Here is a 15,421-nt window from a genome sequence, read left to right as displayed (position 1 = left end):
ACTTTTAAATGTGCATCACATCAAAAATGGATTTCACCTATATAAGAATATGCAATGAATAAAAAGACTCAATTATTTCCGGTTTTGCCCGATCAAGTTCCATCACGCGGCTCCCCCCTGAGCCGCGCAATATTTAAAACACTTTTTTTGGCACAAGGATGGAAATTTGATGGCGAATTTCCCAACCTTGCCAAAGCTGTAGCGATCATTTCTCCGCATACTTCTAATATAGATGCATGGCATGGTTTTCTTGCCTTGCTTGGAATCGGGATAAAAATCACCATTTTTGGTAAAAACACCCTTTTTGATACTCCCTTAAAACCACTTTTGGATTGGGTCGGCGTGATCCCTGTGCAGCGTGAAAATCCACATGGACTGACACGTGAAATTGCTGAGATTGTCCAAGCGACAGATCAAATTTGGATTGGAATGGCACCTGAGGGAACACGAAAAAAAGCCGATAAAATCCGCAGTGGTTTTTACTATATTGCCTATGAAGCACAGATACCTATTGTGATGTTTAGCTTTGATTATGCAAAGAAAACCATTCATTGCTTGGGTGTTTTTGAACCCAGTGGAGATTTTGAAACTGATCTCGAAAAAATTTTGAAGATTTATGATGGCAAATTTTCCCCGAAAAATCCCGAATGGTTGGCCTTGCCGTTACAAAAGCACTGGAAAAAGCCCTAGTCAAATGGCTATTTTTTTGATGTGATGTGCACTTTGTATATTTAACCATCAGATTTCACCCATGAAACTTTTGCAATACCTGATTCCTAGCCTCTTTGTATTGGCACTCACTGGCTGTGATTCTGCAACCAAAACACCTGCGACCACGACACCTACACCAGCCAAAGCACGTGAACCGGTGATCGCGATTGCGCTCGGTGGCGGCGGTGCCAAAGGTTTTGCACATATTGGTGTGCTTAAAGTGCTCGAATCGCACGGTATTAAACCTAAAATTGTGACTGGGACCAGTGCGGGTAGTTTTGTTGGCAGCTTATATGCCAGCGGTAAAACGCCTTATCAAATGCAGCAATTGGCCCTGAACTTTAAAGAGTCTGATATTCGTGATTTAACCTTAAATAGCCAAGGCATTATTCAAGGGCAAAAACTGCAAGACTTTGTTAATAAAAACGTCGGCAATAAATCGATTGAACAATTTCCAAAACGCTTTGCTGCTGTAGCCACCTGTTTGGATAATGGCAGTAAAACTGAATTTAACCGTGGTAATGCAGGCCAAGCGGTACGTGCATCGTGCAGCATTCCGAATGTATTTGTACCTGCGACTATTGCAGGGGTGAAATATGTCGATGGTGGCTTAGTCAGCCCAATTCCAGTGAAAACCGCACGTGATATGGGTGCAGATATCGTGATTGCGGTGGATATTTCTGCGCGTCCTGATGGTAGCAAAGCCGTAAGCATGTTTGGTTTGCTCGATCAAACCATTAACATCATGGGACAACAAAGTATTAATGAAGAACTAAAAAATGCCAATTTCGTGATTCAACCTAAAGTGGGACATATTGGCACACTCGATTTGAAGTCGAGCAATGCGACGATTTTAGAAGGTGAAAAAGCCGCACAGCTCAAAGTGAATAGCATTATTAAGGCGATCGATAACTTTAAACAGTCCCCTGCGGCCTTTAAACCAGCACCAAAAGCGAAAATATAATTCAACGATTTTTTTTATATTCATTGAGTTATACATCTGCTACATTGATATAGATACTGGTTCATCTATATCAATTCACCCTTATATAAGAGTAGATGTATGGAATTTATTTTAGAACCTTGGCACTGGTTTGTATTGGGCGTCGTTTTGATGCTTTTTGAACTGATTTTGCCGTCTTTTGCTGCGCTATGGTTTGGCGTTTCTGCAATTTTGGTTGGGATCTTATATTGGATCTTTCCATCCATGGACTTTAATGTCCAAATTGTGGTTTGGATTATTTTTGCCGTGCTCTGCACATTTTTGTGGTTCAAATTTATTAAACCTTTATCCATCGATAAAACCAAAGCAGGTCTGTCCCGTGAAGCGACGATTGGCCAAGTGGGTATGGTGATTCAAACCCAGCTCAATCATGGCAGCGTTAAAGTTCGCTTCCCAATGCCTGTTTTAGGTTCAGACGAATGGCATTGCCGCACCCAAGATGCACTTCAAGTCGGCGACCGTGTTCGCGTGACCGATATTTTAGGCAATGATTTAGTCGTCCAACTGCACAGCAGCAACCACCCCACTGACAATCCATAAATAAGTGAGAAATGACATGTCTGGTGTTTCTATTGTTTTTTTAGCGCTCTTAGTTTTTGTAGCCGTCACCATTTTTAAAGGTGTCCGTATTGTTCCCCAAGGTTATAAATGGATTGTTCAGCGTTTAGGTAAATACCATACCACGCTCAATCCGGGACTGAACTTTGTGATTCCGTATGTCGATGAAGTGGCTTATAAAGTCACAACCAAAGATATCGTGTTAGATATTCCCTCTCAGGAAGTGATCACACGTGACAACGCGGTACTACTGATGAATGCTGTGGCTTATATCAATTTAACCACACCTGAAAAAGCAGTTTACGGTATTGAAAACTACACATGGGCGATTCAAAACTTAGTGCAAACCTCTTTACGTTCTATTGTCGGTGAAATGGACCTCGATGATGCACTTTCATCGCGTGATCATATTAAGGCTAAACTTAAAGCCGCAATTTCTGACGATATCTCTGACTGGGGTATTACGCTTAAAACTGTAGAAATTCAAGACATTAAACCTTCTCATACCATGCAAGCGGCAATGGAAGAGCAAGCAGCAGCGGAACGTCAACGTCGTGCGACAGTGACCAAGGCAGACGGTGAAAAACAAGCGGCTATTTTGGAAGCTGATGGTCGTTTAGAAGCCTCTCGTCGTGATGCAGAAGCTCAAGTGGTACTGGCAGAGTCTTCTCAACGTGCAATTGAAATGGTGAGTTCAGCCGTCGGCGATAAAGAAATTCCAGTTGCGTACTTACTGGGTGAACAATACGTCAAAGCCATGCAAGATATGGCTAAATCTAATAATGCCAAAACTGTGGTATTACCTGCGGATGTACTGAATACGATTCGTGGTGTAATGGGACGTAATAACTAAATCTTCACATTAGTAAAAATGGGTCGTGACATACGGCCCATTTTTATGCCCAAAACAAAAAAGAAGGCAAAGTTTGTGAATTTATGTTTAAATTTCACGTTATTTTTTTGACGTTTTAGGACTTATCGTTCGATTTCACCTACTTGGCTTAGGCAAATCCCATTGAGTCCCCTAATTAAACGCAATTGTCCAACGCCAAAGCGGATACCGTATGAGCTCCCTGAATCCCACCCTAATTACCTTTCTCTTTTATATTGTCGCCATGGTCGTGATCGGTTTACTTGCATACCGTGCGACCAGTAACTTTTCTGACTACATTTTAGGTGGCCGCCGATTAGGGAGCTTTGTCACTGCCCTTTCTGCAGGTGCATCAGATATGAGTGGTTGGTTGCTCATGGGTCTTCCGGGGGCGATTTACCTTTCAGGTTTATCTGAAATGTGGATTGCAATTGGTCTGATCATCGGTGCTTGGCTCAACTGGTTACTTGTTGCAGGTCGTCTCCGTGTACATACCGAAGTTCAAAATAATGCCTTGACCCTACCTGACTATTTCTCAAATCGTTTTAACGATCAAAAGAAAATCTTACGTATCGTGTCTGCTGTGATTATTTTGATTTTCTTCGCAATTTACTGTGCTTCAGGCATGGTTGCAGGCGCTCGATTATTTGAAAGTATGTTTGGTATGTCGTATAGCACTGCGCTTTGGATCAGTGCCATTGCAACGGTGAGCTATGTGTTTATTGGTGGCTTCCTTGCTGTCAGTTGGACCGATACCATTCAAGCGGGCTTTATGATTTTTGCCTTGCTACTTACCCCTATCGTGGTCATGTTGTCGTTCTCGGATTTAACCCAGTTCACTTTGGCACTAGAAGCAGCACGCCCTCAAGCGATGAATGTATTTGCTGACTTAAGTTTTGTCGCAATCATGTCATTATTGGCATGGGGCTTAGGCTATTTTGGTCAACCGCACATCTTAGTCCGCTTCATGGCAGCAGATTCAGTCAAATCGATTCCCAATGCACGCCGTATTGGTATGACATGGATGACGCTCTGCCTCGGTGGCGCAGTTGCAGCAGGCTTCTTCGGTATTGCTTATTTCCAACAGCATCCAGAACTGGCAGGTGTCGTTACAGCAAACCCTGAAACGGTCTTTATGGAATTGACTAAAATTCTATTTAACCCATGGGTTGCAGGTATCGTACTAGCTGCGATTTTAGCTGCGATCATGAGTACCTTAAGCTGTCAGCTTTTAGTCTGCTCAAGTACATTAACTGAAGACTTTTATAAATCATTCTTACGCAAAAATGCTTCACAAAAAGAATTGGTTTGGGTCGGCCGTATTATGGTGTTAATGATTGCGTTGCTTGCGATCTATATGGCGGGTAATCCTGACTCTAAAGTCCTTGGTCTCGTCGCATATGCATGGGCAGGCTTTGGTGCTGCATTTGGCCCACTGATTATCATGTCATTGTTCTGGAAACGCATGACACTCAATGGTGCTTTAGCAGGTATGGTGGTTGGTGCTGTTATGGTTATTCTATGGAAAAACCTCTGGGGCGATACAGGCGTTTATGAAATTATACCGGGCTTCATCTGCTCACTCATTGCAATCATCATTGTGAGCTTAATGGGCAAAGCACCATCTGCTGAAGTCACTGAAAAATTTGAAGAAGCAGATCGTATCTATAAAGAAAGTATTTAAGACCAATAGCACTTAAATTTAAGTTCTAAATTTTAATATCTGCAAAAAAGGACGCCTAGCGTCCTTTTTTGTTTTTTATCATGTCATCCATTTAGATATTACTTAGAGGTTTCTTGACTTCTGTTCCAAATGTACTTGATATAAAAAAAGCCCACAACATGTTAAATGTGTGGGCTAATGTCTTTACTACGTCATATTAACTTTGACGTTTTAATAAAAACTGCGTGATCTTGTGTAATTCTGCCGGATCTTCTGCAAAATAATCCAAAGCTTGAAGTGCTTGTGCATGTAATTCTTCTGCATAAGCTTGCGCTTGCTCGAGACCCATTAACGCAGGATATGTGGATTTATCCACTTGTTGATCTTTACCCGCTGTTTTACCCAATGCTTCAGTGTCAGCAATAATATCTAAAATATCATCTTGAACTTGGAACGCTAAACCAATCGCGAGACCAAATTCACGGAGTTTAGGAATGGCTTGATCTGTGCCATTAAATATTGTCACTGCAGCCATCATGATTGCAGCAGAAATTAAAGCACCAGTTTTATTTCGATGAATATTTTCCAGTTCATCCTGACTGACATGCTTGCCTTCCGCTTGTAAGTCTAGAACTTGGCCATTGACCATTTTGGAAGTTGCAGTCGCTAAAATTTGCATTTGCTTTAAGATGATCGGCGCTTCAACGGCTGGGCCTTGATCAAAGAGACGGCTGCCTAAAACTTCAAAAGCCATCGATTGTAAAATATCGCCAGCAAGTAAAGCCGTATCTTCACCAAAAGCCACATGACAGGTTGGTTGACCACGACGGAGTAAATCGTTGTCCATACACGGCAAATCATCGTGTGCCAATGAATAGCAATGAATAAATTCGATCGCCACTGCAGCACGGCGTACGGCTGCAAAATTTGTATTGGGTTTTAACGCTGCTGTTGCATAACAAAGTGCCGGTCGAACACGTTTTCCACCCAACATCACAGCATGATACACCGCCCCTTTTAAGGGTTCTGGAATTGAAAATGCATCAAGCGCTGTCAGTAAATCCTGCTGAATACGCTGCTGCGCTTCTGTCAGGGCATGTGTGGAAACGTCTGTTAAAGAAGACACATTCACCTCAAATACTTTAAATATTTAACTGCTTCGTTCATTAGCAAATTGATTGCCAATGTTTTCTGTCAATTTTGACCTGTTGCATCATACTGCTTTCTCAGATCTTTCTCTATGTTACGGCCTAAATCTATGTGTTTTTCCCACAATTTGATGGTTTTTTAAATGTCGTTTCCTCAAATAGCGCCACATTTTGTCCATCATTAAAACAGGTACAATTTTTCGAGCCTTTCTTGGCTTGATATAAAGCCTGATCGGCACGTGCCAATGTTTCAAAAAATGACTCCGTACCATCCCACAAAGCCACTCCGCATGAGATAGACAGTTGTAGAGCCTTATCCGCATAATTCATCGAAGAAGCATAGATTTGCTCACAACATTGTTGTGCAATCGAACATGCAGTCGATATAGCCGTGCGTGGCAAAATCATTGCAAACTCTTCCCCACCCATGCGATATATTTGTGCATCTGCATGTTGACTAATTTGCATCCTTAAAAGCTGCGCACTTTTTCTTAAAACTTCATCGCCAAACGCATGACCGTAGATATCATTGATTTGCTTAAAATTGTCTAAGTCGAGCATCATCAAACAAATTTCATTGGCTTGTTCAACCGCGAAGCTTTTTTGCCACTGAGAAAGATCTAAATCAAAACCTCGTCGATTTTTTATCCCTGTCAGATAATCAAAATAAACTTGTTGTTCGAGTTGTTGGTTATGTTTCAACAGTGATAATTCGACTTGCTTTAAATTTGTAATGTCCGCACAGCACAACAGTACATGTTCCAAATCCCCACTTTGTTGAAACTTTGGTTTGAGCGTGAACCAATAATGCCGTTCATTTTCACTATACATAAAGGGTTCAATGCTATCGTTCTCTAAACAGCGTAAATCAAACTCAGAACTTGTGGCTTTGGTCTTTTGCTGCATCACAGACACGTGATTTAATACGATCTCTTGTAAGTCTGACTGAAATCGATGTTTAAATATTTGATTGGCGCATATCAGCTCAGCTGTCGCAGAAAATAACGCAGCAGGCATTGGCAACGCTTCTAATACAGCCAATTGTTCAGTAGGTAGGTCCGATTTTATTAAGTCTTTTTTAAGCATGGTTTCGCTACTTTTTTTCAGGGTAAAGCTACGCAAAATGCTAACAAAATTAATCTGACATAAATCACAGAAACTTTCTAATATTAAATGCAGTTCATATTATATAAAAATATATACCAATTCATGATTTGCTTATTCATATAAAAGATAAAGGCAAAAAAAAAGCCCCTGCAAAGCAGAGGCTGATTTCTAATTCGATGTTAAATGCTTAATCTAAACTATCCCCAGGAATACGCACCCAGCCTTCCATTAAGACACGCGCACTTCGGCTCATCACGGCTTTTTTAACGACCCACTGACCATTTTCATAAATTGCTTGCGCACCTACACGTAGCGTCCCAGATGGATGTCCAAAACGCACAGCTTCTCGCTCCCCACCACCCGCGGCTAAGTTCACAAGCGTCCCCGGTATCGCCGCAGCTGTACCAATGGCAACTGCCGCTGTACCCATCATGGCATGATGCAGTTTCCCCATTGATAAGGCACGAACCAATAAGTCCGTATCTTGTTCTGAAATATGTTTAGAACTCGAAGATGTATAGGCTTTCGGCTTTGAAACAAATGCAATCTTTGGGGTATGTTGACGCTGTTCTGCTTCAGCAATATCTGAAATCAAACCCATTTGCTGCGCACCATAAGCACGGATTTTTTCAAAACGGGCCAATGCCTTGGCATCACCATTGATCGCATCTTGCAGTTCAGTGCCGACATAACCAATATCTTCTGCATTTAAGAAAATGGTTGGAATGCCTGCATTAATAAATGTTGCAGGGAAACTGCCTTCATCGGGTACGGTTAAGGTATCGACCAAATTCCCTGTAGGGAACATAGCGCCGCCATCTTCACCATCATCTGCGGGGTCTAAAAATTCAATTTGAACTTCGGCTGCTGGGAAGGTCACACCATCTAGTTCAAAATCACCAGTTTCTTGTACTGCACCATCAGTAATAGGTACATGCGCAATAATGGTTTTTTGAATATTGGCTTGCCAAATACGAACCGTACACAAACCATTTTCAGGAATACGTGATGCCTCAACCAGACCATTTGAAATGGCAAATGCACCAACCGCTGCCGTTAAGTTTCCGCAGTTACCACTCCAGTCGACAAATGCTTTATCAATCGACACTTGTCCAAATAGATAATCTACATCATGCTCAGGCTGTGAACTTTTTGCCAAAATCACGGTTTTACTGGTACTTGATGTAGCTCCACCCATCCCATCAATTTGTTTGCCATAAGGATCTGGACTGCCAATCACACGTAATAAAAGTTGGTCGCGAACTTTTCCAGCTTGTTGTGCTGCAAGCGGCAAATCATCTAGCTTGAAAAATACACCTTTACTAGTACCACCACGCATATAAGTCGCTGCAATCTTAATTTGGGGAGCAAAACTCATTTTTATTGAATCCTTAATCTTTATCATTGTGTTTTGGCAGAGCGTTCTTTTCTGCGCTTTTGCATCATACAATGTTTAATTGAATTTTTAACAATCACATGACTTAAGTATAAAAAAACAACATTCGATACCTTTTCCATATAAAGCCAAGCATCAGAATTTCAATTAAAATAAAATTAATCTATTGATTCATAAATTTTTAATTCAGCATTTAAAACGAAAAATAGGTTATTAAATATATAAATATTTTTCATAAATTTTGAGCTACTAGGCTATTCATTCTCTATACATTACAATTACCAAAATTAAACCATTCTCGGGAAGAGTAACTTGACTACCAATTCCTCCGAACTCAAGCGTGGCTTAAAGAATCGTCATATTCAATTGATTGCCATGGGTGGTGCAATTGGTACAGGCTTATTCTTGGGCTCAGCGCATGTGATTCAATCTGCTGGACCATCCATTATTCTCGGCTACGCCATTGGCGGTCTGATCGCCTTTCTAATTATGCGTCAGTTGGGTGAAATGATCGTCCATGAACCTGTAGCGGGTTCATTTAGCCATTTTGCATATAAATATTGGGGGAAATTTCCAGGTTTCTTAACAGGTTGGAACTACTGGATTCTCTATATTTTAGTGGCAATGACAGAACTCACCGCTGTTGCGAAATACATCAATTACTGGTGGCCTCATATTCCAGCGTGGGCATCTGTATTGTTCTTCTTCGTGATTATTACCTTAGTAAACTTAGGTAATGTGAAGTTTTATGGTGAATCTGAGTTTTGGCTGTCGATTATTAAAGTCACTGCAGTTATTTCGATGATCGTATTCGGTTTGTATTTGCTACTGACTGCAGATGCTAACTCAACAGCATCATTTACCAACTTATGGAGTCAGGGCGGCTTTTTCCCAAATGGTTTTGAAGGCTTATTCTTCATGCTGGCATTCTTGATGTTCGCCTTCGGTGGTATTGAACTGATTGGTATGGCGGCAGCGGAAGCTGAAAATCCAAAAGAAACTATTCCAAAAGCAATTAACCAAGTTGTTTTTCGTATTTTGATTTTCTACGTGGGTTCTTTGACTATTCTATTGTCACTTGTGCCATGGAATCAGCTTGAACTAGGTGGTTTAGACAAAAGTCCATTTGTGATGATCTTTAGCCAACTGGGTATTGATTGGGCTGCACATTTACTGAACTTCATTATCCTAACTGCAGCACTGTCTGTTTATAACAGCGGTATGTATGCCAATAGCCGTATGCTTTACAGCTTGGCGAAGCAAGGTAATGCACCAAAAGTTTTCGCAAAAACTAACAAAAGTGGCGTGCCAATTCCAGCAGTATTACTTTCTGCAGTATTGATTTTCGGCTGTGTACTCTTAAACTACTTCGTACCTGAAGATGCACTTGGTCACTTAATGTATGTTGTTGTTGGTGCGCTTGTCCTGAACTGGGCGATGATTACCATGACTCACTTACAGTTCCGTCGTGCAAAACGTATTTTGAATTTTAAAACCTCATATCCTGCACTTTGGGCACCAGTCAGCAACTACATCGTTCTGATCTTTATTGCTTTAGTTCTATTTATTATGTGGACTCAGGGCTTTATGGAATCTGTTCTGATGATCCCTGTTTGGATTACAGTCATGTTATTAATGTTTAACTATCTTAATCCTAAAGATTTGAGCGACATTGACCCCAATGAAGTTCATAAAGACTAAGTAATTTAAAAAGTTATTGTTTCGGCAATAACTTTTTTTTTAGCTAAAATAGGAGTACATTAGCCTCCGTCTTGCGCTCTTAGCTTAACTGGATAGAGCAGTTGCCTCCTAAGCGACCGACGTGGGTTCGAGTCCCGCAGAGCGCACAATTTTTTGGACACCTCACCTCTCTGATTTTTTCAACTCACATTTATCAATAAAACTAAATTCAGAATTCTTAAATCTAAATTCAAAATTCATATCTAATTTTTTTAACTTAATCTTTGTTTTTACTGATATTACTCTTGAGATTTTGTTTTTTAAGAAGAATTGAATAGCACCTTTAGATTCCCTAACCATCTATTTGTCAATGCAAAAAACGACACATGGCGTGGTCTATAAGGCCAAAAAATCAATTTATGACTGCCCATATGAAAATATTTTTCAATTATTTTTAGGTTTAGAAAATAATGCAGTAACTAAAAATATTAAATAATAATCAAAATGTTATATGTATTAATTAGTACATTTACTCTAAATAGTTCGTTTTTCAATCATATTTTTTAATCTAGAGCATTTACTCTTATTTTAATTGTGCTATTTTTGTCACATGGAGTAACAATTAAGCCCAAGAGTATTAAAAAGTTTTCCATAACGAATATATGCAGTAACCATAAAAATCAAATTCGTATCTCAAGGAATGACGAAGAATGAAATTAAAAACTTTAGCTACAGCCATGATTCTTGCTTCAGTTCCAATGACAGGTGCTTTTGCAGCAGCACTAGATCGTTCAGGGCAATCTATTTCTGCATTTTTACAACCAGGGAACTATTTTGAAGCAGGTATTTCAGTTTTAGATCCGAATGTTTCTGGGAAGATGAACAGCACTGCTCCTGCAAGCAATCCAACATTAGGAGCTCTTGCTAATACATCACTAGATGACATGGCGGGTGATTACTATTTTCCACAAGCAGCATTAAAATTACAACTTACTGATAATTTTTCTTTTGGTTTACTATATGATCAACCTTTTGGTGCAGAAGCTAAATATAGTGCCACAGATAAAACATTGCCAGTCGCAGGTAACCCAGGCGCATTCCAACTAATGGGCGAAACGACTGAAGTCGAAGTTAACACCCAAAATATCTCGATGATCTTAGGTTTTCAGCCAATTGAAAATTTTAACATTTACGGCGGCGGTGTTTATCAAACAGTAAAAGGCGATGTTCAACTACGTGGTATTGCATATGGCGCAAACCAAGCTCTCGGTTTATATAATGCAAATATGAAAGAAGATAGTGCCGTTGGTTGGTTGGCAGGATTAGCTTACCAAATCCCAGAAATTGCTTTAAAAGCCTCTATTACTTACCGTTCTGAGATTGATCATGAAGCTGCAACCACTGAAACTGGAAGCAGTGCTCTACTAGGCGGTGCTTTTTCAACGCGTGCTGACACTAAGATCACCACACCGCAGTCTGTTAACCTTGATTTTCAAACTGGTATCATGGCCGACACTGTCGCATTTGCAAATGTACGTTGGGTAGATTGGTCAAATTTTGCAATTCGCCCAACCGCTTTTGGTAAAGCATCTGAAACATTAGGTGCCCTTGGTCGTGGTCCTGTTGGTGGATTTGACCTTGTTGCTTATTCTGACGATCAAATCAATGCTACAGTTGGTATAGGTCGTAAATTGAGTGAACAATGGGCTGGTAACGTTTCTGTAGGTTGGGATTCTGGTGCAGGCAACCCTGTATCAACACTTGGTCCTACTGAAGGCTACTGGAACGTTGGCTTAGGTTTACAATTCAGCCCAGCGCCTAACTACTTTATCGCAGGTGGTGTTAAATACTTCATGTTAGGTGATGCTGAAGCACAACCTGCATCAATGTTTGGTACAAATGAATCAGTAGCATCATTTGAAGATAACGATGCATGGGCTTACGGTCTGAAAATCGGTTACCGCTTCTAATTCTCGGTATTAGTAGATTGGAAATATATCCAATCTACTATTGTAAAAATAATTTAATTCAAATGTTCATAGATTGAGCATTTGAATTTTTTAAGTTCAAAGATAAACATTAAGTTAAATACTCTATTTTTTTATTTATAAATCATAAACATAAATAACACCTTCTAGAATAATTACTCTAGCATTGCTTATTTTTTAACTTATACAGTTCATTTTTAGAGTAGCAACTCTTATTTACTGTTTTTCTATTTATGTTACTTTCCACACATTGAAATAACATCAAAAGTTACAAACAGGGAAAATGTATGCAACTTAACCGTCTTACAAAAGCCATCATCATCAGTTTAATGCCTGCAACTACAGCGATTGCTGGTGGTTTAGACCGTTCAGGCCAATCAATTTCTGCATTCTTACAACCTGGTAACTATGCAGAAGCTGGTATTTCAATTCTAGATCCAAATGTATCAGGACAAGACACTGATAAAAACAGTGCTTCAGATATGGCGGGTGATTATTATTTTCCTCATGCAGCACTTAAAATCCAAGCGACAGATAAAATTTCAGTAGGTTTAATCTACGACCAACCCTTTGGTGCAGATGCAGAATATACTGGCCAAAATAACTTTGTTGAAAACTATCCATTGCCTTTTCAAGGAAATACATCTGTTGTTGTAGATACACAAAATCTAAGTTTATTGGTTGGCTATCAACCCAATGAGAACTGGAACGTATATGCAGGTGCTGTATATCAAACAGTAGATGGCACAGTACTTCTACGTGGTAAAACATATTCTGCTTTTAATGGATATGATTTTAGAACAGGTGAAGATGAATCCGTTGGTTGGTTAGCGGGTGTTGCATATCAAATTCCAGAAATTGCGCTTAAAGCCTCTGTAACTTATCGCTCTGAAATTGATCATGAAATGAATGCCTATGAGCGTTTTAATGCTGTAGGAATGACTGGAAATGACGCTTTAAATGGTGCAATGACTGTTATAAACTCTGCAAAAGGTGAAACTGAGCTAACGACTCCACAGTCTGTAAATATTGATTTCCAAACAGGTATTATGGAAAACACTGTTGCATTTGCAAATGTACGTTGGGTAGATTGGTCAAAATTTAAAGTACAACCTTACAAGTTTGGAAAACTTAGTGAAACACTCGGTCAATCTGGTATGGTTCCAACTAAGCCAAATGGTTTTAACTTAATTGATTATAAAGATGATCAAATTTCTGCAAACATTGGTGTTGGTCGTAAATTTACAGATCGTTGGGCTGCAAATGTATCTATCGGTTGGGACTCTGGAGCAGGCAACCCTGTGACAACATTAGGTCCAACTGAAGGTTATTGGAATATTGGTACAGGTGTACGCTTCTCTCCTGCTACAAATTACTTCATCGGTGCTGGTATAAAATATTTCTGGTTGGGTGATGCAGATGCTGTAACGGGCGCACATACCCCTGCAGGCACATTCGCAGATAACCACGCAATTGCTTATGGTTTAAATGTCGGGTACAACTTCTAATACAAGTTATATTTTGTAATATAATAAAGCCCCATTTTGGGGCTTTTTTATATTCAACATGTGATGTATTTCACAATTTATTATATTTATTAAGCAGTATATAGAGCGTTTTTTAGCCAAACAAACTATAAAAACTTTAATATTTAATTTAAAAGTATTTATTTGTATAACAGTAACTTAAATAAATATTTTAAAGTTTTAACTCTAAAATAAATAAAAACAATGACTTTTTTATACTATTAGTTCAATTTTAGAGTCTTTACTCTTTTTTTATTTATGATATTTTTCGCACATGGATATGATTAAAAATAATTTACATATCTCATATTTTTATTAACGCATTGACGCGTTTTTTATACTAGGAAAGTAGAAAAATGAACTTAAAAGCATTAACAAGTGCCATTTTATTTGCCAGCGTACCTACGACCGGGGTGTTTGCCGCAGCAATGGATCGCTCTGGGCAGTCAATTTCTGCATTTTTACAACCGGGTAATTATTTTGAAGCAGGGATTTCAGTTTTAGATGCCGATGTTTCTGGCAAATTAAAAGATAATTATACAGTTACAGGTGGTGGTGCAAATACAGCAAAATCAATTCAAGGTACTGAACTTGGTGATATGGCAGAGAGCTATCATTTCTACAATGCTGCATTAAAAGTACAAATGACAGATAATGTTTCATTTGGATTAATTTACGACCAGCCTTTTGGTGCTAAAGCAAAATATTCAACAAATGATAAACGTCAAACCGATAGTGTTTCACTCAAAACCAATGAAGTTGGCGCATTTACTGTCGGAGATGAAGCAACATCCGTTGATGTAAATACACAAAATTTATCATTTATTTTTGGATACCAACCAAATGAAAATTGGAATATTTATGCAGGTCCAGTTTATCAGACAGTTAAAGGTGATGTGACTTTACGTGGTTCTGCTTATGGTCCATTTGGAGGAGTTAACTGTCCGATTAGCGCTTGCAGTTTGAACTCCACAATTCAAGGTACTAAAGATAAATTTAATGGTTATGAAGCTCGTATAGCAGAAGATTCTTCTGTTGGTTGGCTTGCTGGCTTTGCTTTTCAAATACCGGAAATTGCACTTAAAGCATCTGTTACTTACCGCTCGGAGATTGAGCATAGTGTAACTCCTGATGAAGTTATGCCAGCTAACTCCCTGATGGGCGGCTTAGGTGGTATTAAACCTATGGTAGATGGTTATGAATTTAAAGAGGGTAAAACTGATGTAACCACACCACAGTCTGTAAATTTAGATTTTCAAACGGGGATTATGGCCAATACAGTAGCATTTGCTCAATTGCGTTGGGTAGATTGGTCGGAATTTAAAATACGCCCAAATAAATTTGGTCAATTAGCATCTGCTCTAACAAACAAAGTAATTGGTGACCCACGTGGCTTTGATTTAGTTGCCTACGAGAAGGATCAAATTTCGGCGAATGTGGGTGTCGGACGTAAGTTTAATGAACAATGGGCTGGCACAGTCATGGTTGGTTGGGACTCTGGGGCTGGTAACCCTGTATCGACTCTTGGCCCAACAGAGGGTTATTGGAGCCTCGGTTTAGGTGGACAATTTAGTCCAACACCACAAACATTTGTACAAGCCGGTGTTAAGTACTTCTGGCTAGGTGATGCAAAATCACAAGTTGCAAGTCATTTCGGTACAGATGAATATGCTGCAAACTTTGAAGATAACGATGCAATTGGTTATAGCTTGAAAATTGGTTACCGTTTCTAAGTTGCTTTAAAAACTTTGGATTAAACAAGAAAGGGCG

12 protein-coding genes and 1 tRNA gene are annotated in these 15,421 nt (G+C 39.5%); 10 read left to right on the top strand and 3 right to left on the bottom strand.

The window, feature by feature from the left end; translation table 11 throughout:
• Positions 1–54 precede the first annotated feature (54 nt).
• The 5 genes from AC25JC_RS04775 (at position 55) to putP (ending at position 4,827) form a co-directional block, all read left to right on the top strand.
• Positions 55–690 carry a 1-acyl-sn-glycerol-3-phosphate acyltransferase gene (locus AC25JC_RS04775; RefSeq protein WP_486923550.1) on the top strand — a complete coding sequence of 212 codons (636 nt, stop codon included), beginning with the start codon at positions 55–57 and terminating at the stop codon, positions 688–690.
• A 61-nt stretch (positions 691–751) separates the two neighbouring features.
• Positions 752–1,675 carry a patatin-like phospholipase family protein gene (locus tag AC25JC_RS04770; RefSeq protein ID WP_486923549.1) on the top strand — a complete coding sequence of 308 codons (924 nt, stop codon included), beginning with the start codon at positions 752–754 and terminating at the stop codon, positions 1,673–1,675.
• Positions 1,676–1,774: 99 nt separating this feature from the next.
• Positions 1,775–2,254 (top strand): NfeD family protein, encoded by a 480-nt coding sequence (locus AC25JC_RS04765; RefSeq protein WP_111885593.1) that lies wholly within the window; start codon positions 1,775–1,777, stop codon positions 2,252–2,254.
• 16 nt (positions 2,255–2,270) lie between these two features.
• Positions 2,271–3,125, top strand: a complete 855-nt coding sequence (locus tag AC25JC_RS04760) for an SPFH domain-containing protein (protein WP_078189969.1) — start codon at positions 2,271–2,273, stop codon at positions 3,123–3,125.
• Between the two features lie 211 nt (positions 3,126–3,336).
• Positions 3,337–4,827 (top strand): sodium/proline symporter PutP, encoded by a 1,491-nt coding sequence (gene putP, locus AC25JC_RS04755; protein ID WP_486923548.1) that lies wholly within the window; start codon positions 3,337–3,339, stop codon positions 4,825–4,827.
• Between the two features lie 196 nt (positions 4,828–5,023).
• Here the strand turns inward: putP and AC25JC_RS04750 are convergent, their stop codons facing one another.
• The 3 genes from AC25JC_RS04750 to prpF all read right to left on the bottom strand — a co-directional run bounded on the left by AC25JC_RS04750 (position 5,024) and on the right by prpF (position 8,439).
• Entirely contained in the window at positions 5,024–5,932 is a 909-nt protein-coding gene (locus tag AC25JC_RS04750) for a polyprenyl synthetase family protein (RefSeq protein WP_486923547.1), read from the bottom strand.
• 130 nt (positions 5,933–6,062) lie between these two features.
• Positions 6,063–7,040 (bottom strand): GGDEF domain-containing protein, encoded by a 978-nt coding sequence (locus AC25JC_RS04745; protein ID WP_180115423.1) that lies wholly within the window; start codon positions 7,038–7,040, stop codon positions 6,063–6,065.
• 208 nt (positions 7,041–7,248) lie between these two features.
• Positions 7,249–8,439: a 2-methylaconitate cis-trans isomerase PrpF gene (prpF, locus tag AC25JC_RS04740; protein WP_111885596.1), complete on the bottom strand. Its 1,191-nt coding sequence runs from the start codon at positions 8,437–8,439 to the stop codon at positions 7,249–7,251.
• Between the two features lie 330 nt (positions 8,440–8,769).
• Here prpF and AC25JC_RS04735 point away from each other — a divergent pair, with 330 nt between their 5' ends.
• The 5 genes from AC25JC_RS04735 to AC25JC_RS04715 all read left to right on the top strand — a co-directional run bounded on the left by AC25JC_RS04735 (position 8,770) and on the right by AC25JC_RS04715 (position 15,384).
• Positions 8,770–10,158, top strand: coding sequence for an amino acid permease (locus tag AC25JC_RS04735; protein ID WP_111885597.1), 1,389 nt, complete (start codon positions 8,770–8,772; stop codon positions 10,156–10,158).
• A 73-nt stretch (positions 10,159–10,231) separates the two neighbouring features.
• Positions 10,232–10,304, top strand: a tRNA-Arg gene (locus tag AC25JC_RS04730).
• Positions 10,305–10,847: 543 nt separating this feature from the next.
• Positions 10,848–12,107 carry an OmpP1/FadL family transporter gene (locus AC25JC_RS04725; RefSeq protein ID WP_180092267.1) on the top strand — a complete coding sequence of 420 codons (1,260 nt, stop codon included), beginning with the start codon at positions 10,848–10,850 and terminating at the stop codon, positions 12,105–12,107.
• Between the two features lie 305 nt (positions 12,108–12,412).
• On the top strand, positions 12,413–13,633 hold the full coding sequence (locus tag AC25JC_RS04720; RefSeq protein WP_486923546.1) for an OmpP1/FadL family transporter: 1,221 nt from the start codon (positions 12,413–12,415) through the stop codon (positions 13,631–13,633).
• Between the two features lie 374 nt (positions 13,634–14,007).
• Complete coding sequence (locus tag AC25JC_RS04715; protein WP_249682993.1) at positions 14,008–15,384, top strand: outer membrane protein transport protein; 1,377 nt, start codon at positions 14,008–14,010, stop codon at positions 15,382–15,384.
• Positions 15,385–15,421: the final 37 nt, after the last annotated feature.

It is taken from the genome of Acinetobacter sp. P37 (assembly GCF_057480965.1).
The sequence above is the reverse complement of the archived record's forward strand: the minus strand, read 5'-3'. Positions and strand labels throughout refer to the sequence as shown.

Bases quoted from the DNA above. Each gene is read 5' to 3' on its own strand.
- AC25JC_RS04775 (WP_486923550.1), top strand. From the start codon at position 55: ATGAATAAAAAGACTCAATTATTTCCGGTTTTGCCCGATCAAGTTCCA.
- AC25JC_RS04770 (WP_486923549.1), top strand. From the start codon at position 752: ATGAAACTTTTGCAATACCTGATTCCTAGCCTCTTTGTATTGGCACTC.
- AC25JC_RS04765 (WP_111885593.1), top strand. From the start codon at position 1,775: ATGGAATTTATTTTAGAACCTTGGCACTGGTTTGTATTGGGCGTCGTT.
- AC25JC_RS04760 (WP_078189969.1), top strand. From the start codon at position 2,271: ATGTCTGGTGTTTCTATTGTTTTTTTAGCGCTCTTAGTTTTTGTAGCC.
- putP (WP_486923548.1), top strand. From the start codon at position 3,337: ATGAGCTCCCTGAATCCCACCCTAATTACCTTTCTCTTTTATATTGTC.
- AC25JC_RS04745 (WP_180115423.1), bottom strand. From the start codon at position 7,040: ATGCTTAAAAAAGACTTAATAAAATCGGACCTACCTACTGAACAATTG.
- prpF (WP_111885596.1), bottom strand. From the start codon at position 8,439: ATGAGTTTTGCTCCCCAAATTAAGATTGCAGCGACTTATATGCGTGGT.
- AC25JC_RS04725 (WP_180092267.1), top strand. From the start codon at position 10,848: ATGAAATTAAAAACTTTAGCTACAGCCATGATTCTTGCTTCAGTTCCA.
- AC25JC_RS04720 (WP_486923546.1), top strand. From the start codon at position 12,413: ATGCAACTTAACCGTCTTACAAAAGCCATCATCATCAGTTTAATGCCT.
- AC25JC_RS04715 (WP_249682993.1), top strand. From the start codon at position 14,008: ATGAACTTAAAAGCATTAACAAGTGCCATTTTATTTGCCAGCGTACCT.